This window comes from Bosea sp. 29B (assembly GCF_902506165.1).
GTDB lineage: Bacteria > Pseudomonadota > Alphaproteobacteria > Rhizobiales > Beijerinckiaceae > Allobosea.
In genome coordinates, this window is the sequence record NZ_LR733817.1 from 2,528,706 (window position 1) to 2,548,676 (window position 19,971).

Here is a 19,971-nt window from a genome sequence, read left to right on the forward strand (position 1 = left end):
TCGGCGCCGTATACCCTGCATTTCAATAATATCGAGGGAGGCCAGCCATGATCCGATCCCGCCTTGTCGCCGCTCTGTTCGGCACGACCGCGCTGCTGCTCGCCGCTGGTGTGCAGGCACAGCCGGCGCCGAAGAACGTGCTGCGTGTCGCGCCGCATGCCGATCTCAAGACGCTTGATCCCGTCGCCGCCTCGATCGTCATCACCCGCATGCACGGGCTGATGATCTACGAGACCCTGTTCGCCTGGGACGCCAACCTCCAGCCCAGGCCGCAGATGGTCGAGAGCTTCTCGACCGCGGACGACAAGCTGAGCTGGACCTTCACCCTGCGGTCGGGCCTCAAATTCCACGACGGCCAGCCTGTGACCACGCGCGACGTCATCGCCTCGCTGGCGCGCTGGATGAAGCGCGACACGATTGGCGGCAAGCTCGGCGAGTACACCGAGGGCATGGAGGCAAAGGACGACAGGACTTTCGTGCTCAAGCTGAAGAAGCCGATGGCGCTGGTCCCGTTCGCGCTCGGCTCGGCTGTCGGCCAGATCCCGGTGATCATGCGCGAGGCTGATGCCGCGACCGACCCGATGAAGCCGGTGGCCGAGACGATCGGCTCGGGCCCGTTCAGGTTCAACCGGGCGGAATGGCGCAGCGGCGCCAAGGTCGTCTACGACAGGAATCCCGACTATGTGCCGCGCCCGGAGCCGGCCGACGGGCTCGCTGGCGGGCGCGTCGTCAAGGTCGATCGCGTAGAATGGCTGATCATGCCGGATGCGGCGACCGCTGCCGCCGCCCTGCAGACCGGCGAGATCGACATCTGGGAGCAGCCGAGCCAGGACCTGATCCCGGTGGTCGCCACGGCCAAGGACGTCAAGGTCGAGCGCTATTCCAACCTCGCCAACCAGGTGATGCTGCGGCCGAACAGCCTGCATCCGCCCTTCGACAACCCGAAGGCGCGGCTCGCTTTGGCCTATGCCACCGACCAGGCTGAGTTCTTGGCCGGCGGCTTCGGTGACGAGGAATGGTGGAAGCGCTGCGCCGCCTACTTCATCTGCGGTGCGCCCAACGGCACGCAGGCAGGTACGGAAGGCTATGCCAAGCCCGATCTGGAGAAGGCGAAGCGGTTGCTGGCGGAGGCCGGCTACAAGGGCGAGAAGCTGGTGCTGACCACCAGCAACGACATCGCCGCGATCGGCCGGATGGCCGAGGTCGCCGCCTCCCAGCTCAAGAAGGTCGGCGTCACCGTCGACGTCCAGTTCTCGGACTGGGGCACCGTCACCACCCGCCAGCAGAACAAGAGCCCGCCGGATCAGGGCGGTTGGAACCTGTTCGTCACCTATGCCTCGGGCGCGACCATGCAGTCGCCGATGACCAATATCGGCACCAACATGGCCTGCGAGAAGGCCTGGGCCGGCTGGCCCTGCGACGCCGAAGCCGAAAAGCTTCGGGGCGCCGTGGTCGACGCGCCAGATGATGCCGCTCGCAAGGCGGCGGTCGAGGCCCTGCACAAGCGCCTGGCCGAGATGCAGCCCTATCGCGTGCTCGGCCAGTTCGACCAGCCTTATGCCAGGCGCATCAACGTTTCGGGTGTGCTGGCGGCTCCGGTCATGCTGTTCTGGAATATCGAGAAGAAATGAGGCTGCCGCGGCGTTAACCGGTTCCTGACCGATTGCGGGCGAGACTCGGGAGAACGATTCGCCTTCTTAGTCTCGTGAGACGCGTAATGGGTCAGGTCCTGATGGGTCAGGTTTTGCAGTTCCGCTTGAAGCCGCCCGCCGTCATAGGCGATGGCGATGCGCTCGACCTGATGTCGGCGATCGACTTCGCCTTGCGCGACCTCGCCGACATCACCCCGCATATCCTGCATGAGCCGAGCCGCGAGCAGGCGCGGCAATGCCGGCAGATGCTGCAGGATGCCTTCGACGCGGCGCTGCAGGCCGGCTGAACTCAGTTTCGCCTGACGTCGACGACATAGCCCTCGTCGTTGACGACGACGCGGATGTCGTCGCCTTCGTCGTCGGTGCCCGTGACGATCCAGACGCCGCGACGGCGGCTGACGTTCTCGACATCGACCACGCCGCGGCGGCGGGCGATGCGCACTGCTTCACGCTGGCTGATGCCGTAGTCCCGATCGTCTTCCTCATAGGCCGGGGCCGGCGGCCTGGGCGCGCGCGGTGGCGGCGGAGCGATATTGGGCGCCGGAGCGGGCAGGGGGACAGGCGGGGGAGCGGCTCCCGGTGGTGCGCTCAGGCCGCCACTCAGGGCCTGAGCCATGACCGATCCCGTCGGAACGAGGCCGAGGCAGGCGGTGAGGACGAAGCGACGGGTCAGCATAGCCGATCTCCAGAAGAGGCTTGCCTTGCGTAAGCAGCGATTGGGTCGGAATCTGGACGGGATTGCGGGCGAAGCTGGCCTGTGACAGGCATCGCCACAGCTATTCCAGCAAAAGTGCGCAGCGGTTTTGCGTCCGGAATAGCGTGAGATGGCGGGACGAGATGGAGATGCGGCGCATGCAGCCTGCCTGGGCGATCGGCCTGATGACCGGAACGGTCCTCGACGGCAATATCGACATCGCCGCGATCCGCACCGATGGCACTGCTGTCGCCGAGTTCGGGCCGTGGCGGCTTTCGCCCTATCGCCAGGAGGTCCGTGATCTTCTGGCTGAAGCGGTTCAGGCGGCGCTGGCCTGGCGTTTCGAGGGGCCGGAGCCGGCGATCTTTGCGCAGGCCGAGCGCGCTTTGACATTGGCGCAGAGCGAAGCGGTCGCCGAGTTCCTCGCGGCCGAGGGCATCGCTTCGAGCGAAGTCGCGGCCATCGGCTTCCATGGTCAGACCGTGCTGCACCGCGCCCCGACCAAAGAGCGCAAGGGCGACACACGCCAGCTCGGCGACGGGGCGCTCATGGCGTGGCAGCTCGGTATCGACGTCGTCTACGATTTCCGCACCGCCGATGTCCGCGCCGGTGGTCAGGGTGCGCCGCTGGTCGCAAGCTATCACGCCGCGCTGTTGCGCAGCATCGGGGCCGGGCAGGAGACCGCGGTGCTCAATCTCGGTGGCGTCGGCAATCTCAGCGCCTTCGCCGATGCTGAGCGTGTCCTTGCCTTCGACACTGGCCCGGGCAATGCGCCGCTCAACGACTGGATCAAGCAGCACGGCAAGGGCGAGATGGACCGCGACGGCGCCTTCTCGCTCGCGGGCACTGTCGACGAAGCCAGGCTCGCGCGCCTGCTCGAGCACCGCTATCTCTTCGCGCCCTATCCGAAATCGCTCGACCGCTACGATTTCACGGCGGCCATGGCAGACGGACTCTCCTTCGAGGACGGAGCGGCGACGCTGACCGCCTTCACCGCCGGTGCTGTCGGGCGCGGGCTCGACCTGCTGCCGGTCAGACCACGGAGGCTGATCGTCTGCGGCGGCGGGCGACGCAACCCGGCGATCATGGCGGCGCTCAATGCCCGCACGGGCACTGAGGCGGTTCCGGCCGAGGCGGTCGGCTGGCGCGGCGATGCGATCGAGGCGGAGTGCTTCGCCTTCTTGGCCATGCGTCGCAAGGCCGGCCTGCCGATCTCCTTCCCGCTCACCACCGGCGTTGCCGAGCCGATGACGGGCGGGCGGATCGCGAGAGCTGGATCCGATCAGATTGGATCAATCTGATCGGTGAATCCGTGGCGGGCGTTGACGTCGCGCGCCGGCGAGGGTTCAAGGGCGGCATGAGCAAGTTCGTCTTCGAGCCCCTCGCCATTCCGGCCGTCGTGCTGATCAAGCCGAAGAAATTCGGCGATGCACGCGGCTACTTCATGGAAACCTATAGCGCCGAGGCCTTCGCGGCCGCCGGCATCGATGCCGCCTTCGTCCAGGACAATCAGTCGCTCTCGGCAACGCGCGGCGTGGTACGTGGCCTGCATTTCCAGGGACCACCAGCGGCGCAGGCCAAGCTGATCCGGGTGCTGAAGGGCGCGATCTTCGACGTCACTGTCGATATCCGCGTGGGATCGCCGAGCTATGGCAGATGGTGCGCGACGACGCTCACTGCCGAGGGCGCCGAGCAGCTCTTCGTGCCGCGTGGCTTCGCCCATGGTTTCTGCACGCTCGAGGCCGATACCGAGGTCGTCTACAAGGTCGATGGACCCTATGCGCCGGAGACCGAGGGCGGCATCGCCTGGAACGACCCTGAGCTTGCGATCGACTGGCCGGTCGCAGCCGCCGAGGCGCAGCTCTCCGGCAAGGATGCCGTCCTGCCCGGCTTTGCCGGTTTCGCCAGCCCGTTCCGCTACGAGGCCCAGCCATGAAGCGCTATCTCGTCACCGGCGGGGCCGGCTTCATTGGCTCGGCCGTGGTGCGCCACCTGATCCGGCAGACGCCGCATCAGGTGCTGGTCGTCGACAAGCTGACCTATGCCGGTAACCGCGACAATCTCAGCTCCGTCTCGAACGATCCGCGACTGGCGTTCCTCCAGGCCGATATCGGCGACGTGGCGGCGATGCGGCAGGCCTTTGCCGAGTTCCGCCCCGACATCGTCATGCACCTGGCCGCCGAGAGCCATGTCGACCGCTCGATCGATGGGCCGGCCGCCTTCATCGAGACCAATATCGTCGGCTCCTTCGTGCTGCTGCAGGAGGCGCTGCGGCACTGGCGCGCGCTGCCGCCGGCCGAGCAGGCCGGCTTCCGCTTCCATCAGATCTCGACCGACGAGGTCTTCGGCTCGCTCGGCCAGGACGGGCTGTTCAGCGAGACCTCGCCCTATCAGCCGAACTCGCCCTATTCGGCCTCGAAGGCGGCATCCGACCATCTGGTGCGCGCCTGGCACCACACCTACGGCCTGCCGGTGGTGCTCTCGAACTGCTCGAACAATTACGGGCCCTATCACTTCCCCGAGAAGCTGATCCCGCTGATGATCCTCAACGCACTCGAGGTCAAGGACCTGCCGGTCTACGGCTCCGGCGCCCAGATCAGAGACTGGCTGCATGTCGAGGACCACGCTCGCGCGCTCGCTTTGATCGCCGAAAGCGGGCGGGTCGGCGAGAGCTACAATGTCGGCGGCTCGGCCGAGCGCAGCAACCTCGAGGTGGTCAAGGCGATCTGCGTGCTGATGGACGAACTGGCGCCCGATGCCGCGCTCGGCTCGCGCGAAAACCTGATCCGCTTCGTCGCCGATCGGCCGGGCCACGACCAGCGCTATGCGATCGACGCGTCCAAGATCGAGCGCGAGCTCGGCTGGCGGCCGCGGGAGAGCTTCGAGAGCGGCCTGCGCAAGACGGTCGCCTGGTATCTGGAGAACCGCGAGTGGTGGGGCCGGATCCGCTCTGGCGTCTATCGCGGCGAGCGGCTCGGCGCTGGTTGAAGCCCCTCGCTGCGGGCCGGCAGCTCGTACGCCGCCCGCAGCGATCATCGAAAAACACGCGCCCCAAGCCCGGCTCCTCGCGGAAGCGGGCATCCCACCGACCCTATGCGCGTGGTCTGGCTCGCTGTGCCCTCAGGCGGCGCAGCAGGCGTGAGCTTTTGGCCCGTCCTCGTATTCGTCGTGGCGCTTGACGAAGCTCAGCGTCGAGGTCTCGTTGCGGCCCTTCGGTGCGCGGTCGAGGATCATCAGCGTCGTCAGCATCTCCTCGCCGCCGCGGGCGTAGGACGAGTAGGTGTGGAACACTTCGCCCGCCTCGTTGCAGATAAAGGAGCTGAGCCCGGGCAATTCGTCATGGGCCTGCTCCGACGGCGTGCGCGTGAAGTTGTAGAGCACCGCACCCTCAGCCAGCTCCTCCGGGCTAAAGGAGACGTGGTGGTCGAAGTTGAAGTCGCTGCCGAAGGACGAGACCCAGGGCACGCTCCAGCCCATCCGCGCCTTGTAGCCCTCGATCTTGGCGAGCGGCGCTCGCGAGACCATGGTGAGCGTAACGTCATGGTTGTTGAGATGCGCCAGCGTGCCGCCGAGATGATCGGCTATGAAGGAGCAGCCGGGGCAGCCCGCCTCCCAGTCCGACCCGAACATGAAGTGGTAGACCACCAGCTGGCTGCGGCCGTCGAACAGCTCGGCCAGTGTCTTCTTGCCCGCAGGCGTATCGAACACGTAAGTCTTGTCGACCTTGACCCAGGGCAGGGCCAGCCGCTCCGCATTGATCTCGTCGCGCAGCCGGGTGAACTCCTTCTCGCGGGCGAGCAGGGCCTTGCGCGCATCCAGCCAGTCGGAACGGGAAACCACCTGATGCTCCATTATCGCCTCCTTGCAGCACCCAGCCCTTCAGCCTATTCTTGATGCGTTGATATCAACATATCTGAACGATGTCAAAATCACTGGAAGCACCCCTCGAATCCCTCGTCCCCTTCGCCACGACGCTGCATGTGCGCGACCATTGCCTGTGCCTGCACGTCCAGCGCGCGGCGCGGACGCTGGCGCGATTGTTCGACGAGGCGCTGCGCCCGGTCGACCTGACCAATCAGCAATTCTCCCTCCTGATGTCGCTGAACCGGCCGGAACCCCCGCCGATCGGCCCGGTGGCGAACCTGCTCGGCATGGATCGGACGACGCTGACCGCGGCGCTGAAGCCGCTGGAGCGCCGCGGTCTCGTCGTCGTGACCGCCGGCGAGAAGGACCGCCGCAGCCGGCTCCTGGCAATTACGCCGGAGGGAGTTGCCCTGCTCGCGCGCGCCCTGCCGATCTGGCAGCGCACGCATGATGAGGTCGATGCCCGTCTCGGCGACTTCGAACCGGCCAAGCTCAGGCAGGCGCTTCAGGCCATGTCATAGCGCCGCCGCATCGCCCCGGCCCACCGGCCATTGCATCCACCAGGGCAGTACCGACCCGAGGAGCACCAGATGCCACAGATGATTTTCGTCAACCTGCCGGTGAAGGACCTCGATAGGTCGAGGGCCTTCTTCGCGGCGCTCGGCTTTTCCTTCAACCTGCAATTCACAGACGAGACCGCCGCCTGCATGGTGATCAGCGACACCATCTTCGTGATGCTGCTGACCCATGAGAAGTTCAAAAGCTTCTCGCCGAAGCCGATCGCCGACACCAGCCAGGCTCTGCAGGTCCTGCTCACGCTCTCGCGCGACAGTCGCGAGGCGGTCGACGCGATCGTCGCGGCGGCGCTTGCCGCCGGCGGGACGACCACCGACGAGCCGACGGATTACGGCTTCATGTACGACCACAGCTTTCTGGATCTCGACGGCCACGCCTGGGGCGTGATGTGGATGGATCCGAGCGCTGCGCAATAGGCCAGATCGGCATACTGCTCTCTCCTGCCAGATCGAAAATGGGGCCGGGGGCGGCATTGCGAGGGAGATCAATGTGTCTGGCGGTCGTTATAATTCTTAAATAAGGTTTATGACTTTATATATTGACATATGGCCTTATAAGGTCCATAATGACCGTGCGTCTTGCGATAAGCCGCTATTTAATGATATTAAAGGAGATAATGATTATGACGAAGGATTTTACGCAGGAGATTATTGATGCGATCCGCAGCCTCTATCAATCGGACGAGGCGGCGGAAGCCTTGTTCGACTGGACTGCACAGCGCGAGAGAGATGCAGCGTCGACGAGTATCAATCGAATCTGCAAACAGCTCGGAATTTCGCGTGGAGATGCCGTTGCACTTGCCCGCCGTCTAGAAGGCACAAAATGTGGAGAATTTATTGTCGGTCGCCGCGGTCAAAAATCTCGATTTTGCTGGTTTTATAGTTGCATTAGCCTTGGGCAGGCTGCGGCCGGAGAATCTTCGAATATCGAAGAGACAAAGAACCCAATTTCTGAAGCAGAAGATGATGCAATTGAGCTTTATGAGATTGGAGATACTGAAGATTTTGGCTCAAGGAGAATAACAATACCAGAAGCAAAAATCGCTCTAGCCAATTCGCTTGGAATTTCAGTTGATAATATCGAAATTATTATTAAAGCTTAATTTAGATAGAAGGTCGTGCTAGGAATATGAATCAAATACGAGTTGTTCTTCTGCCTGTTGCCGAAGGTATCAAAAATCGGGGGCGCGGCATTGCTGCCGCGCCCCTTTTGCGCATCCGAGCCGGGAGGAGGGGGCTCAGCCGCGCTTGGGGGGAGACGCTGGCCAGCTCTTGATCAGCGTGTCGTAGTCGATCGTCTCGCCCTTCGGCTTCTCGTTGGCGAGCTTGCGCTGCGGCGCGATCGTGCCGGCCTTTTCCGCCTTGGCGAACCACTCCTCGGCCGAGGTCTTCGGGTTGAGCTTCGGTCCGCAATCGCCCTGCACGCCGGAGCGCTCCAGGCGCTCCATCACCGAATCCTGGGCCGCGGCGAGGGCATCCATCGCCGCCTGCGGCGTCTTGGCGCCCGAGGAGGCGTCGCCGATGTTCTGCCACCAGAGCTGGGCGAGGCGTGGATAGTCCGGGACGTTGTTGCCGGTCGGGGTCCACTGCACACGCGCCGGCGAGCGGTAGAACTCGATCAGCCCGCCGAGCTGCGGGGCGCGCTCGGTGAAGCTCTTGTCCCAGATGTCGCTCTCGCGGATGAAGGTCAGGCCGACATGGCTCTTCTTCAGGCTGACCGACTTGGAGACGATGAACTGCAGATAGAGCCAGGCCGCCTTGCGCCGGTCGACCGGGGTCGAGTTGAGCAGCGTGGCGGAGCCGGCGTCCTGGTAGCCGAGCTTCATCCCGTCCTTCCAGTAGGCACCCTTGGGTGAGGGAGCCATGCGCCATTTCGGCTTGCCGTCCGAGTTCATCACCGGCAGGCCGGGCTTGACCATGTCGGCGGTGAAGGCGGTGTACCAGAAGATCTGCTGGGCGATGGTGCCCTGCGCCGGCACCGGGCCGGACTCGCCAAAGGTCATGCCCTGCGCCTGCGGCGGGGCATATTTCTTCAGCCAGTCGACATATTTCACGATCGAGTAGACCGCCGCCGGGCCGTTGGTGTCGCCGCCGCGCTCAACCGAGGAGCCGACCGGGCGGCAGCCTTCCATGCGGATGCCCCATTCGTCGACCGGCAGGCCGTTCGGGATACCCTTGTCGCCATTCCCCGCCATTGAAAGCCAGGCGTCGGTGAAGCGCCAGCCGAGCGAGGGATCCTTCTTGCCATAGTCCATATGGCCGAAGACCTTGGTGCCGTCGATTTCCTTGACGTCGTTGGTGAAGAACTCGGCGATGTCCTCATAGGCCGACCAGTTCACGGGCACGCCGAGATCGTAGCCGTATTTGGCCTTGAACTTCTCCTTCAGGTCGGCGCGCTGGAACCAGTCGTAGCGGAACCAGTAGAGGTTCGCGAACTGCTGCACCGGCAGCTGGTAGAGCTTGCCGTCCGGCCCAGTGCCGAAGGACTTGCCGATGAAGTCGTCGACGTCGAGACCGGGGTTGGTGACGTCCTTGCCCGGGCCCGCCATCCAGTCGGTCAGGTTGGTCGCCTGCTTGTAACGGAAATGCGTGCCGATCAGGTCGGAATCGTTGATCCAGCCATCGTAGATGTTCTTGCCGGACTGCATCTGCGTCTGGATCTTCTCGACGACGTCACCTTCCTGGATGATGTCGTGCGTCAGCTTGATGCCGGTGATCTCGGTGAAGGCCTTGGCCAGAACCTTGGACTCGTATTCATGCGTGGTGATCGTCTCCGAGACGATGTTGATCTCCATGCCGGCGAAGGGCTTCGCCGCATTGATGAACCATTCCATCTCCTTCTGCTGCTCCTCCTTGGAGAGCGTCGAGGGCTGGAACTCGCTGTCGATCCATTTGCGCGCCTCCTCGGGGCCGGCGAGAGCCGGTCCGGCGGCGAGCGCAAGCGCGAACAAGCTCGCACCGGAAAGGCTGATAAGGGTCCTGCTGAGCGTCGTCATCGTTGTCCTCCGACGTTTCCCTTGGGGTGCCGCCCGTTCTTCCGGGCCGGTCGTTTCTTGTTCTTGGGCCGGAGCCGGATGCTTTCAGGAAAGATCGCTCTGCGATTTTTCCTGAAAGCTGAATCCGTCTCCCACCTAGAAGTCAGAGCAGGAGCCGATGCGAAAAACCGGTTCCCACTTTTTCGCGTCCTGCTCTGGCTCTTCAGACGAAGCGGAACACCGCTGCGGCATAGAGGAGCGCGAGGCCGGATGCCCACCACAGCGGCTGGCCGACGATCCCGAGCCAGGCGAGGTGAATGAAGGCGCTGCCGAGCAGCGAGATGAAGAGCCGGTCGCCGCGCGTGGTGGCGATGCCGAGCACGCCGACCCGCTCGGTCTCGGGCCGGAACACCGCGAGCAGGGTCAGGATCAGGAGCAGGCTGGCGATCCCGGCGAAGAAGAGGCCGGTCTGCCAGGTCCATGCCATCCAGTTGAGTTCCATCACACCCTCCCCAGGGCAAAGCCCTTGGCGATGTAGTTGCGGACGAACCAGATCACGAGCGCGCCGGGGATCAGCGTCAGTACGCCCGCCGCTGCGAGCACCCCCCAGTCCATGCCTGCGGCCGAGACGGTGCGGGTCATGGTCGCCGCGATCGGCTTGGCACTGACGCTGGTCAGCGTGCGCGCCAAGAGCAGTTCGACCCAGGAGAACATGAAGCAGAAGAAGGCGGCGACGCCGATGCCGGACGCGATCAGCGGCATGAAGATCTTCGTAAAGAAGCGCGGGAAGGAATAGCCATCGATGGCCGCGGTCTCGTCGATCTCGCGCGGCACGCCCGACATGAAGCCTTCGAGGATCCAGACCGCCAGCGGCACATTGAACAGGCAGTGGGCGAGGGCGACGGCGAGCGGCGTGTCGAACAGCCCGATCGCCGAATAGAGGTTGAAGAAGGGCAGCGCGAACACCGCGGGCGGCGCCATCCGGTTCGAGAGCAGCCAGAAGAACAAATGCTTGTCGCCGAGGAAGCGGTAGCGCGAGAAGGCGTAGGCCGCCGGCAGCGCGAAGGCGAGCGAGAGCAGGGTGTTCAGCGCCACATATTGCAGCGAGTTGATGTAGCCGTTGTACCAGCTCGGGTCGGTGAAAATCTTGGTGTAGTTGTCGAAGGTGAAGGCCCGCGGCCAGAGCGTCAGCGCGTTGGTGATCTCGGTGTTGGTCTTGAAGCTCATGTTGACGAGCCAGTAGATCGGCAACATCAGCGCGATCAGGTAGAGGGCAAGGATCAGCCGGCCGCCGCGCATCAGCCCCTCCCCGCTTCGGAATCGGCCCGCGCATCGGCCGCGGTCATCACCGTGTAGAACACCCAGCAGACCGCGAGGATGATCAGGTTGTAGACGATCGAGAGCGCCGCCGCCTTGCCGAGGTCGAACTGGCCGAGCGCGAGTTTCACCAATTCGATCGACAGGAAGGTCGTCGAATTGCCGGGGCCACCGCCGGTGACGACGAAGGGCTCGGTGTAGATCATGAACGAGTCCATGAAGCGCAGCAGCACGGCGATCAGCAGCACGCGGCTCATCTTCGGCAATTGAATGGTGCGGAACACGGCCCAGCGCGAGGCGCCGTCGATGCGCGCCGCCTGGTAATAGGCGTCCGGGATCGATTTCAGGCCGGCATAGCAGAGCAGCGCGACCAGCGAGGTCCAGTGCCAGACATCCATCACGACGATGGTGATCCAGGCCGCCACCGGGTCGGAGACGTAGTTGTAGCGGATGCCGAGCCCGTTGATCGCGGCCCCGAACAGGCCGATGTCGCCGCGCGCGAAGATCTGCCAGATCGTGCCGACGACGTTCCACGGGATCAGCAGCGGCAGCGCCATCAGGACAAGCGTCGCCGAGACCGTCCAGCCCTCGCGCGGCATCGACAGTGCGACGAGGATGCCGAGCGGAATCTCGATGGCGAGGATGATTCCCGAGAAGGCGAGGTTGCGCCAGAGCGAGTCGTAGAAGCGCGAGCCGAGATCGCTCTTGGGATCGAGCAGTTCGGTGAACCAGCCGACGCCGTTCCAGAAGAACTGGTTGTTGCCGAAGGAATCCTGGACGGAGTAGTTCACCACCGTCATCAGCGGGATCACCGCCGAGAAGGCGACGATCAGCAGCACCGGCAGGACGAGCAGCCAGGCTTTCTGGTTGACCGGCTTCATGGCTGGCCTCCCGCGAGCGCTTCGCCTTTGACCAGATGGCCGTCGCTGTAGATGTGGATCTGGCCGCTCTGCAGCGAGAGCGCGGCCAGATCGCTATCGAAGCTCGCGCCCTCCGGCACGCTTGCGGCGAGCTTGAGTCCATCGAGTTCGACGCGGGCGATGCGGGCGCGACCGATGTCGTCGATCCTGGCGATCCTGACCGGCAGCCCGGCGCCGCGCGGAGCGAGCGTCGCGTATTCCGGCCGGATGCCGAGCTCGACCTTGCCGGTGAGTGCTGGATAGTGCCTGGTCAGCGCGATCTCCTGACCGGCGAGGCTCGCCTGCGCGCCCTCGATCTTGCAGGGCAGCACGTTCATGCCGGGCGAGCCGATGAAATGGCCGACGAAGGTGTGGGCCGGGTGCTGGAACAGCTCCTCCGGCGTGCCGGTCTGCACCACGCCGCCATCATGCATCACCACCACCGTATCGGCGAAGGTCAGCGCCTCCGTCTGGTCGTGGGTAACGTAGATCATGGTGAGATCGAGCTTGCGGTGCAGCTCCTTCAGCATCGAGCGCAATTGCCATTTCAGGTGCGGGTCGATGACGGTCAGCGGCTCGTCGAACAGGATCGCGGCGACGTCGGGCCGCACCAGCCCGCGCCCGAGCGAGATCTTTTGCTTGGCGTCGGCCCCGAGCCGGCTCGCCTTGCGATCGAGCGCCGCGGTCAGATCGAGCAGGCCGGCGATCTCGGCGACACGGGCCTCGATCTCCGCTCGCGCGACGCCGCGATTCTTCAGGGGGAAGGCGAGGTTTTCGCGCACCGTCATCGTGTCGTAGACGACCGGGAACTGGAAGACCTGGGCGATGTTGCGCGCCTCGGTCGGCAATTGCGTCACGTCCTTGTCGTCGAACAGGATGCGCCCGCGCGTCGGCACCACCAGGCCGGAGATGATGTTGAGCAGCGTGGTCTTGCCGCAGCCTGAGGGGCCGAGCAGGGCATAGGCGCCGCCCTGGCGCCAGACATGGTCGACCTCACGCAGGGCATAGTCCTGCGGCCCCTGCGGATCGGGCTTGTAGGAATGGGCCAGCTTGTCGAGCGTGATCCTGGCCATGTCACGCCGCCTTTGCCGGAGCTGCCGCCGTCAGCCTGCCGGCAGCGTCGAACAGGAAGATGCGGGTGGGATCGAGCCAGGCCGTGACGGCGGCACCTGGCTCCAGGCGGCGCACGCCCGGCACTAGCGCGACCAGGCGATGCTCGCCGACATCGAGATGGACGTAGGATTCCGAGCCGGTGATCTCGGAGACGGAGACGGTCGCCGGCAGCTCGATCGCCGGGGCCGGCAGCGCGTCAAGCGCGAGATGATGGGCGCGGAAGCCGATCGTGTAGGCGCCATCGGGGACGCTGGCGAAGGCGCCAGTGGCAGGAATGCTCTGGCCGGTCGAAAGCCTGACCTCGCCGCCCTGCCTGGTTCCGGACAGCGTGTTGAGCGGCGGGTCGGAGAAGACCTGCGCGGTGACGAGATCGTCAGGCTGGCGATAGACCTGCGCGGTCGGCCCGAACTGCGTCACCCGTCCCTGGAACAGCGTCGCGGTATTGCCGCCGAGCAGCAGCGCCTCGCTCGGCTCGGTGGTGGCATAGACGAAGATCGCGCCGGATTCGGCGAAGATGCGCGGCAATTCCTCGCGCAGTTCCTCGCGCAATTTGTAATCGAGATTGGCGAGCGGCTCGTCGAGCAGCACCAGCTCGGCCCGCTTCACCAGCGCGCGGGCGATCGCGGTGCGCTGCTGTTGGCCGCCGGAGAGTTCGAGCGGCTTGCGCTGGAGATAGGGTTCGAGCCGCAATAGCGCCGCCGCGCTCTTCACCCGGGCGTCAATCTCGCTCGCCGGCAGGCCGGCGACGCGCAAGGGCGAGGCGATGTTCTCGTAGACCGAGAGCGCGGGGTAGTTGATGAATTGCTGGTAGACCATCGCGACATTGCGCTTCTGCACCGGCAGTCCGGTGACGTCGCGGCCCTCGACCAGGACCTTACCGCTGCTCGGTGCGTCGAGCCCGGCCATCAGGCGCATCAGCGAGGTCTTGCCGGCGAGCGTGGCGCCGAGCAGCACGTTGAGCGATCCCCTCTCCAGTGTCAGCGAGATGTCGGCGAGCAGGGTTTGCGCGCCACGGGTCAGGCTGAGACGGTCGAGGGTCAGGCTCATCCTCGCGCCTCCACCTTGGCGGAAGCGGGTGGCGAAGCCTTTGCCGCCATGTAGTCGTCGAGCGCGCGGCGCTGCTCGGGCGAGAAGCGCAGGCCGAGCTTGCTGCGCCGGAACAGGATGTCGTCGGCGCTCACGGCCCATTCCTGGCTCATCAGCCAGGCGACCTCGCGCTCGGTCAGGTCGGCGCCGAAGACGCGGCCGAGATCGGCCATCGCCTTGGCGCCTTCGAGCAGGGTTTCCGCGCGAGTGCCGTAGGCGCGGGCGAGCCGGCGCGCCAGCTTGCGGTCGAGCCAGGGGCGGGGGGCAGAGATGCGCTCGACCAGCCCTTCGAAGCCCTCGACCGGGAAGTCGCCGCCGGGCAGATGCGCCTTTGCCGTCCAGGTCGGCGCCCGCAGGGCCGGCACGGCGGCCGACAGCTTCTCGACCGCCGCTTCCGCCAGCCGGCGCGCCGTGGTGATCTTGCCGCCGAAGACCGAGAGAAGCGGTGCCGAGCCGGCGGGCTCGTCCAGCGTCAGCACATAGTCGCGGGTCGCTTCCTGCGCCTTGCTGGCGCCGTCGTCATAGAGCGGGCGCACGCCGGAATAGGTCCAGACCACGTCCTCGCGCTTGATCGGCTTGCGGAAATACTCGCTCGCCGCGGCGCAGAGATAGGCGATCTCGTCCTCGCTGGCGGCGACCTTGGCCGGATCACCGTCATAGTCCTTGTCGGTGGTGCCGATCAGGGTCAGGTCGCCCTCATAGGGGATGGCGAAGATGATGCGACCATCGGCGTTCTGGAAGATGTAGCAGCGATCGTGCTCGAACAGGCGCGGCACCACGATATGGCTGCCCTGGACCAGCCGCACCGAGGCCGGACGGTTGCTGGCGACGATGCCGTTCAGCACATCCGCGACCCAGGGACCGGCGGCGTTGACGAGCACGCGGGCGCTGGTCTCGGCCCGGACGCCGTCGGGGCCTTCGGTCGTGACCACCCAGAGATCGCCCTGGCGCCGGGCCCCGATCACCTTGGTCCGCGGCAGGATTCGGGCGCCGTGCTCGGCCGCATCGCGAGCATTGAGCACGACGAGGCGGGCATCCTCGACCCAGCAATCGGAATATTCGAAGGCGCGGCCGAAGCGCGGCTGCAGCGGCTCGCCGGCCGCGTCGCGCTTGAGATCGAGCGAGCGCGTCGCCGGCAGCAGCTTGCGGCCGCCGAGATGGTCGTAGAGGAAGAGGCCGAGCCGCAGCATCCACCAGGGCCTGAGGCCCGCATGATGCGGCAGCACGAAGCGCAGGGGCCGGATGATGTGCGGCGCGGCGCGCCACATCACCTCACGCTCGGTCAGCGCCTCGCGCACCAGCCGGAACTCGTAGTGCTCGAGATAGCGCAAGCCGCCATGGATCAGCTTGGTCGAAGCCGAGGAGGTCGCGCTGGCAAGATCGCCTTGCTCGAACAGCACGACCGAGGCTCCGCGCCCCGCCGCGTCGCGTGCGATGCCGCAGCCGTTCACGCCGCCGCCGATGATGGCGATGTCGAACACCGGAGCCGTCACGCGATCCCTCCCGCAGGCACTCCTGCGAGTGCCTCTTCAACGCACGGTAGAGCGTGATTTTCTTGCGTGCAACGGGAAAACGAAAGTGAAAGCGAAAATTCTAGCTTTCACTTTCGGTGTATAGGGCCGACTCAGCCAGCGTTTCGGTTTCGACCACGCTGATGCCCTCGCTGCGGCAGAGCTCGCGCAAGGGCGGCGGGCCGAGCCGATCGGTGACGAAGACGTCGACATCGCGCAGATGGCCAATGCGCACAGGGGCGGAGCGCTCGAACTTGGTGCTGTCGGCGACGAGCAGGCATTGCCGGGCATTCTCGATGATCGCCTGCGAGACGCGCACCTCGCGATAGTCGAAATCGAGCAGCGCCCCCTCCTCGTCGATGGCGGAGGTGCCGATCACGGCATAGTCGACCTTGAACTGGCGGATCAGGTCGACGGCGGCAGCGCCGATTACGCCGCCATCGGAGCGTCGAACTGGCCCGCCGGCGACGATCACCTCGATATTCTGATGCGGGTAAAGCAGCGTCGCGACATGCAGGTTGTTGGTGATGACCAGCAGGCCGTGATGGTCCGACAGCGCGCGCGCCACCTCTTCTGTGGTGGTGCCGATATTGATGAAGAGCGAGGCGTCGTTGGGGATCAGCGCAGCCGCCGCCCGGCCAATCGCCGCCTTCTCGTCGCGGGCGATGAAGCGGCGCGCCTCATAGGCTAGGTTCTCGACCCCGGACGCGACCACGGCACCGCCATGCACGCGCGACATGATGCGCTGGTCGCAGAGCTGGTTCAGGTCCTTGCGGATGGTCTGGGCGCTGACCTCGTAGCGCGCCGCGAGATCCTCGACATTGACGCGTCCCTGCGCCCTGGCCAGCGCCACGATCTCGCGCTGGCGTGGCGTGATGCTCTCCATGTCCGGCTCCTCGTGACGTGGCGCCAAGCTGACCGCGCCGGCTGGCAGCGTCAACCGTGTCAAGTTCGGCGGCTAACGATCGCGGGAGCTGCCGAACGCACTCGCGATGCGCAACCCTGTCAAAAGACATGCGCGTTTGACAGACACTGCGCTAGCGGTCGAACTGTATCGTCTTCACCCCGACTCGAAGGCCCACCTGTGCCGACACAGCTCGACAAGGATGCTCGTTTCCTGCGCGCCGTGCTGGCGGCGTCGGACGACTGCATCAAGGTGATCGGCCTCGACGGTTCGCTCGAGTTCATGAGCGAGGGCGGTCAGCGCGTGATGGAGGTCGCCGATTTCGAGGCGATCCGCGGCTGTCCCTGGACGCAGTTCTGGGAGGGGCAGGGGAAGGCCGAGGTCGAGGCCGCGCTCGCGGCGGCGCGGGCTGGTCACAGCTACCGATTCCAAGGCCAGGCCGACACTGCCGCTGGCAATCCGCGCTATTGGGATGTGCAGGTTTCGCCGATCGTCGCTTCGGACGGCAAGCCCGAGGCGATCCTCTCGGTCTCGCGCGACATCACGCAGATGCATGCCGGCGAGGAGCGCTACCGCCTGCTCGCCGGCGAATTGAACCATCGCATCAAGAATCTGCTCGCCATGGTCTCCGGCATCGTCAACCAGTCGCTGCGCAGCTCCAACGAGCCGCTCGATATGGTCAAGCGCCGTCTGTCCGACCGCTTGCAGGCACTGGCCGCGGCGCAGGATGTGCTGATGATGGCGAGCCGCCACGGCGCTGATCTCAGGCAACTGGTCGAGGTCGTGTTGTCGCCGCACCGCTCCGCCGAGCGCCTCACCGTCGACGGTCCCTCGGTGACGCTCTCCTCGAAATGCGCGCTGGCGATGGCGCTCGCTCTGCACGAGCTTGGGACCAACGCGGTGAAATACGGCGCACTCTCACAAGATGGCGGCCATGTCGACGTTTCCTGGCGCAACGAGGGCGGCGCGTTCCACTTCCACTGGCGGGAAAGCGGCGGGCCGCATGTGACGGCGCCGCAGCGGCGCGGCTTCGGCTCGCAGATGATCGAGAAAGTGCTCGGCAGCTATCTCGGCGGCACCGCGAAGATCGATTTTGCGCCTGAGGGCATCGCGCTTTCGCTCGACGCGCCGACCGCGGCGCTGGCCGAGGGCTAGCCGCCGATCGTCGCCCACTGTATGGCGGCGCGAAACCGGCTAGTCTTGCCGGCAGGTTCCGGCAGGAGGTCGCCACGCTGATGCTGAGGAGGTCGCGCCGCGCCGCCATCCTCATCGCGGGCCTCGTCGCGTTCGGGCTCGCCTGCGCCGCCTATTCGCTGAACCGGCGCAGCCATGACGCCGCCGCGCTGGAGGAAGCCGGGCGCACCCTGCATCGCCTGATCTCGCAGCGGGTCGACCAGCACGATGCCCATCTGACCAGCCTGTCGGCCCTGGTGCAGGCGGCCGAACCGGCGCCGGTCGCGACCGTCGAGCAGGTCGCGGCCAGCATCGTCCGCTTCTATCCGCGCATCGTCGGCATCGATGTCGTCGATCTCGCGCTGACTCCGCCGCGCTCGCTGCTCGACGCCGCCGATCCCGCTGTTGTTGCGGAGGAGGCGCGGCAAGCAATCGGGTCGAGCCTGCGGCTGCGCGCTCTCGGCGGCGACAAGCTGCTCATCGTCAAGCGGGCGCTCACCGACGGCGTCGGCCACTACGCACTCGCCCTCATTATCGACATGAACAGGCTTTCTGCCAGCGATACGCCGCTGCCGGAGGGGACACGGGTCCAGTTGCAACTGATCGAGCAAGGTCGTGCGCTCGACGAGCCGGCAGGCGCCTTCAGTGCCGATATCGCCAGCCGGACCCAGCCCTTACGTCTGACGCTGACGACGAGCGCGCCGGGCTGGCCGCTGCCGCCTCCGGCCGTCCTGATGCTGGCCGGCCTCCTCATCGGCCTCGCCACCTTCCTGGTCGACCGCTTGCTCGAAGCACGCAGCGCCGCGCGCGAGGCGGCGCGAAAGGCCGTAATCGCCGAGCAAGATGCCCGCCTCGCCCATGCCGGGCGGGTCAACGCCATGGGCGAGCTTGCTTCCGGTATCGCTCATGAGCTGACCCAGCCTCTGACCGCGATCCTCGGCCAGGCCCAGGCCGGCCGACGCCTGCTGGCTCAGCCCGATGCGGATCAGGCGGTGCTGGCGGGCGCCTTCGAGGCGATCGCGCGCAATGCCCGCCGTGCCGGCGACATCCTCGGGCGTTTGCGCGCCTGGATCAGCAAATCCGAGCCCCAGGTCGAGAGCGTCGACCTGACCGAGCTGGCCGGCGAGGTCGTCGATCTCCTCGCGGCCAACGCGCAGGCCGTGGGCGCAACGCTGTGCGTCACCGGTGATGGCAGCCGGCCGCTGGTGCGCGCCGACCGGGTCCAACTCGAACAGGTCGTCTTCAACCTTGCCCGCAACGGGCTGGAGGCGGTGGAGGGGCTCGATGGCGAGCGTCGCGTGACGATCGAGGTCGGCACGCAAGGGGGCGAGGCGGTGCTCGCGGTCCACGACAGCGGTCCAGGCCTGTCATCGGAAGCGCAGGCGCGCCTGTTCGAGCCGTTCTTCACGACCAAGCCGGCGGGCCTGGGTCTCGGTCTTGCCCTCTGCGTCCGGCTCGTCGAGCGCTTCGACGGAACACTCGCCGCGGAGAATGCCGCCGAGGGCGGTGCGGTCTTCAGCGTCCGCCTGCCGCGCGTCGCGAGCGAGGCTTCGCGGGAGGCGACTGAATGAGCCGGCAGCTCGTCCATCTGATCGACGATGACTGGGAGGTGCGCGAGGCGCTGAGCTTCCTGCTGCGGACCGTCGGGCTCGAGGTCCAGCCGCATGCCGACGGCGCCGCCTTCCTGGAGGCGCTGCCCGGTCTGCGGCCGGGTTGCATCGTCACCGATATCCGCATGCCGCGCCTGACCGGGCTGAAGCTGCAGGAGCGGCTCGCCGCCGCGCGCTGCCGCTGGCCGGTCGTCGTCATCACCGGCCATGGCGATGTCGAGGCCTGCCGCGCCGCCTTCCGCAACGGCGCCGCCGATTTCCTGACCAAGCCGGTCGACGAGCAGGTATTGATCGACACCGTCCAGGCGGCGCTGGCGACGCTCGACGGCATGCTCGCGGCCGAGAGCGGCAGCGCTTCGTCGCGGGAGAGGCTCGGCCGCCTGTCGCAGCGCGAGGCCGAGATTCTCGCCCTGATCGCCGAGGGACGCTCGACCAAGGAGATCGCGCGGGCGCTGTCGATCTCGCCGCGGACTGTCGACACGCACCGCGCCCATCTCGCCGAGAAGCTGGAGACGACCTCGGTCGCCGAGATGGTCCGGCTGCATCTCGTCGGTAGAACTACGTAGGCTTTGCGCTTATCGCCCGGATGCAAGCGCGA

The 19,971-nt window shown here is 66.0% G+C and carries 21 protein-coding genes; 11 read left to right on the plus strand and 10 right to left on the minus strand.

Features of this window, described 5'->3' with window-relative positions:
* Nucleotides 1-47: 47 nt before the first annotated feature.
* Nucleotides 48-1,631, plus strand: a complete 1,584-nt coding sequence (locus tag GV161_RS12355) for an ABC transporter substrate-binding protein (protein ID WP_152015984.1) — start codon at nt 48-50, stop codon at nt 1,629-1,631.
* Between the two features lie 86 nt (nt 1,632-1,717).
* Nucleotides 1,718-1,939, plus strand: coding sequence for a hypothetical protein (locus GV161_RS12360; RefSeq protein ID WP_152015983.1), 222 nt, complete (start codon nt 1,718-1,720; stop codon nt 1,937-1,939).
* A 2-nt stretch (nt 1,940-1,941) separates the two neighbouring features.
* Here the strand turns inward: GV161_RS12360 and GV161_RS12365 are convergent, their stop codons facing one another.
* A complete protein-coding gene (locus tag GV161_RS12365; RefSeq protein ID WP_152015982.1) occupies nt 1,942-2,328 on the minus strand; it encodes a hypothetical protein in 387 nt (128 codons plus the stop codon).
* 176 nt (nt 2,329-2,504) lie between these two features.
* On the opposite strand from GV161_RS12365, the gene GV161_RS12370 reads away from it, so the two are divergent.
* From GV161_RS12370 to rfbB, 3 genes are read left to right on the plus strand one after another with little or no spacing between them, the layout of a single operon-like run.
* The gene (locus GV161_RS12370) at nt 2,505-3,647 is read left to right on the plus strand and encodes an anhydro-N-acetylmuramic acid kinase (protein WP_152015981.1); all 1,143 of its coding nucleotides are present in this window, start codon (nt 2,505-2,507) and stop codon (nt 3,645-3,647) included.
* A gap of 56 nt (nt 3,648-3,703) precedes the next feature.
* A complete protein-coding gene (gene rfbC / locus GV161_RS12375) occupies nt 3,704-4,282 on the plus strand; it encodes a dTDP-4-dehydrorhamnose 3,5-epimerase (RefSeq protein ID WP_152015980.1) in 579 nt (192 codons plus the stop codon).
* Nucleotides 4,279-5,334 (plus strand): dTDP-glucose 4,6-dehydratase, encoded by a 1,056-nt coding sequence (gene rfbB / locus GV161_RS12380; protein ID WP_152015979.1) that lies wholly within the window; start codon nt 4,279-4,281, stop codon nt 5,332-5,334. The genes rfbC and rfbB overlap by 4 nt, the downstream gene beginning before the upstream one ends.
* A 132-nt stretch (nt 5,335-5,466) precedes the next feature.
* On the opposite strand, the gene GV161_RS12385 is transcribed toward rfbB, so the two are convergent.
* On the minus strand, nt 5,467-6,198 hold the full coding sequence (locus GV161_RS12385; protein ID WP_152015978.1) for a thioredoxin family protein: 732 nt from the start codon (nt 6,196-6,198) through the stop codon (nt 5,467-5,469).
* A 68-nt stretch (nt 6,199-6,266) separates the two neighbouring features.
* Here GV161_RS12385 and GV161_RS12390 point away from each other — a divergent pair, with 68 nt between their 5' ends.
* From GV161_RS12390 to GV161_RS12400, 3 genes are all read left to right on the plus strand, one after another.
* Nucleotides 6,267-6,731: a MarR family transcriptional regulator gene (locus GV161_RS12390; RefSeq protein WP_152015977.1), complete on the plus strand. Its 465-nt coding sequence runs from the start codon at nt 6,267-6,269 to the stop codon at nt 6,729-6,731.
* Nucleotides 6,732-6,800: 69 nt separating this feature from the next.
* Complete coding sequence (locus GV161_RS12395) at nt 6,801-7,202, plus strand: VOC family protein (RefSeq protein ID WP_152015976.1); 402 nt, start codon at nt 6,801-6,803, stop codon at nt 7,200-7,202.
* Between the two features lie 149 nt (nt 7,203-7,351).
* Nucleotides 7,352-7,888 (plus strand): hypothetical protein, encoded by a 537-nt coding sequence (locus GV161_RS12400; RefSeq protein WP_152015975.1) that lies wholly within the window; start codon nt 7,352-7,354, stop codon nt 7,886-7,888.
* 135 nt (nt 7,889-8,023) lie between these two features.
* Here the strand turns inward: GV161_RS12400 and GV161_RS12405 are convergent, their stop codons facing one another.
* The 8 genes from GV161_RS12405 to GV161_RS12440 form a co-directional block, all read right to left on the minus strand.
* Complete coding sequence (locus GV161_RS12405; protein ID WP_152015974.1) at nt 8,024-9,781, minus strand: ABC transporter substrate-binding protein; 1,758 nt, start codon at nt 9,779-9,781, stop codon at nt 8,024-8,026.
* Between the two features lie 202 nt (nt 9,782-9,983).
* Entirely contained in the window at nt 9,984-10,265 is a 282-nt protein-coding gene (locus GV161_RS12410) for a DUF2160 domain-containing protein (protein ID WP_244624178.1), read from the minus strand.
* Entirely contained in the window at nt 10,262-11,059 is a 798-nt protein-coding gene (locus GV161_RS12415; RefSeq protein WP_152015972.1) for a carbohydrate ABC transporter permease, read from the minus strand. Before GV161_RS12415 ends, GV161_RS12410 begins: the two co-directional genes overlap by 4 nt.
* The gene (locus tag GV161_RS12420; RefSeq protein WP_152015971.1) at nt 11,059-11,958 is read right to left on the minus strand and encodes a sugar ABC transporter permease; all 900 of its coding nucleotides are present in this window, start codon (nt 11,956-11,958) and stop codon (nt 11,059-11,061) included. Before GV161_RS12420 ends, GV161_RS12415 begins: the two co-directional genes overlap by 1 nt.
* Nucleotides 11,955-13,049: an ABC transporter ATP-binding protein gene (locus GV161_RS12425; RefSeq protein ID WP_152015970.1), complete on the minus strand. Its 1,095-nt coding sequence runs from the start codon at nt 13,047-13,049 to the stop codon at nt 11,955-11,957. The genes GV161_RS12420 and GV161_RS12425 overlap by 4 nt, the downstream gene beginning before the upstream one ends.
* Before the next feature lies 1 nt (nt 13,050).
* Nucleotides 13,051-14,136, minus strand: a complete 1,086-nt coding sequence (locus GV161_RS12430) for an ABC transporter ATP-binding protein (RefSeq protein ID WP_152015969.1) — start codon at nt 14,134-14,136, stop codon at nt 13,051-13,053.
* Nucleotides 14,133-15,668, minus strand: coding sequence for a glycerol-3-phosphate dehydrogenase (gene glpD, locus GV161_RS12435; protein ID WP_152015968.1), 1,536 nt, complete (start codon nt 15,666-15,668; stop codon nt 14,133-14,135). Before glpD ends, GV161_RS12430 begins: the two co-directional genes overlap by 4 nt.
* Nucleotides 15,669-15,768: 100 nt before the next feature.
* Nucleotides 15,769-16,572 (minus strand): DeoR/GlpR family DNA-binding transcription regulator, encoded by an 804-nt coding sequence (locus GV161_RS12440; protein WP_152015967.1) that lies wholly within the window; start codon nt 16,570-16,572, stop codon nt 15,769-15,771.
* 198 nt (nt 16,573-16,770) lie between these two features.
* Here GV161_RS12440 and GV161_RS12445 point away from each other — a divergent pair, with 198 nt between their 5' ends.
* The 3 genes from GV161_RS12445 to GV161_RS12455 all read left to right on the plus strand — a co-directional run bounded on the left by GV161_RS12445 (nt 16,771) and on the right by GV161_RS12455 (nt 19,939).
* Nucleotides 16,771-17,745, plus strand: a complete 975-nt coding sequence (locus GV161_RS12445) for a PAS domain-containing sensor histidine kinase (RefSeq protein ID WP_159650242.1) — start codon at nt 16,771-16,773, stop codon at nt 17,743-17,745.
* Between the two features lie 80 nt (nt 17,746-17,825).
* Nucleotides 17,826-19,334 (plus strand): ATP-binding protein, encoded by a 1,509-nt coding sequence (locus GV161_RS12450; protein WP_152015965.1) that lies wholly within the window; start codon nt 17,826-17,828, stop codon nt 19,332-19,334.
* The gene (locus GV161_RS12455; RefSeq protein ID WP_152015964.1) at nt 19,331-19,939 is read left to right on the plus strand and encodes a response regulator; all 609 of its coding nucleotides are present in this window, start codon (nt 19,331-19,333) and stop codon (nt 19,937-19,939) included. The genes GV161_RS12450 and GV161_RS12455 overlap by 4 nt, the downstream gene beginning before the upstream one ends.
* The last annotated feature ends 32 nt before the right edge of the window (nt 19,940-19,971 follow it).

Coding starts and splice junctions, on each gene's coding strand:
- GV161_RS12355 (WP_152015984.1), top strand. CDS start 48: ATGATCCGATCCCGCCTTGTCGCCGCTCTGTTCGGCACGACCGCGCTG.
- GV161_RS12360 (WP_152015983.1), top strand. CDS start 1,718: ATGGGTCAGGTCCTGATGGGTCAGGTTTTGCAGTTCCGCTTGAAGCCG.
- GV161_RS12365 (WP_152015982.1), bottom strand. CDS start 2,328: ATGCTGACCCGTCGCTTCGTCCTCACCGCCTGCCTCGGCCTCGTTCCG.
- GV161_RS12370 (WP_152015981.1), top strand. CDS start 2,505: ATGCAGCCTGCCTGGGCGATCGGCCTGATGACCGGAACGGTCCTCGAC.
- rfbC (WP_152015980.1), top strand. CDS start 3,704: ATGAGCAAGTTCGTCTTCGAGCCCCTCGCCATTCCGGCCGTCGTGCTG.
- rfbB (WP_152015979.1), top strand. CDS start 4,279: ATGAAGCGCTATCTCGTCACCGGCGGGGCCGGCTTCATTGGCTCGGCC.
- GV161_RS12385 (WP_152015978.1), bottom strand. CDS start 6,198: ATGGAGCATCAGGTGGTTTCCCGTTCCGACTGGCTGGATGCGCGCAAG.
- GV161_RS12390 (WP_152015977.1), top strand. CDS start 6,267: ATGTCAAAATCACTGGAAGCACCCCTCGAATCCCTCGTCCCCTTCGCC.
- GV161_RS12395 (WP_152015976.1), top strand. CDS start 6,801: ATGCCACAGATGATTTTCGTCAACCTGCCGGTGAAGGACCTCGATAGG.
- GV161_RS12400 (WP_152015975.1), top strand. CDS start 7,352: ATGACCGTGCGTCTTGCGATAAGCCGCTATTTAATGATATTAAAGGAG.
- GV161_RS12405 (WP_152015974.1), bottom strand. CDS start 9,781: ATGACGACGCTCAGCAGGACCCTTATCAGCCTTTCCGGTGCGAGCTTG.
- GV161_RS12415 (WP_152015972.1), bottom strand. CDS start 11,059: ATGCGCGGCGGCCGGCTGATCCTTGCCCTCTACCTGATCGCGCTGATG.
- GV161_RS12420 (WP_152015971.1), bottom strand. CDS start 11,958: ATGAAGCCGGTCAACCAGAAAGCCTGGCTGCTCGTCCTGCCGGTGCTG.
- GV161_RS12425 (WP_152015970.1), bottom strand. CDS start 13,049: ATGGCCAGGATCACGCTCGACAAGCTGGCCCATTCCTACAAGCCCGAT.
- GV161_RS12430 (WP_152015969.1), bottom strand. CDS start 14,136: ATGAGCCTGACCCTCGACCGTCTCAGCCTGACCCGTGGCGCGCAAACC.
- GV161_RS12440 (WP_152015967.1), bottom strand. CDS start 16,572: ATGGAGAGCATCACGCCACGCCAGCGCGAGATCGTGGCGCTGGCCAGG.
- GV161_RS12450 (WP_152015965.1), top strand. CDS start 17,826: ATGCTGAGGAGGTCGCGCCGCGCCGCCATCCTCATCGCGGGCCTCGTC.
- GV161_RS12455 (WP_152015964.1), top strand. CDS start 19,331: ATGAGCCGGCAGCTCGTCCATCTGATCGACGATGACTGGGAGGTGCGC.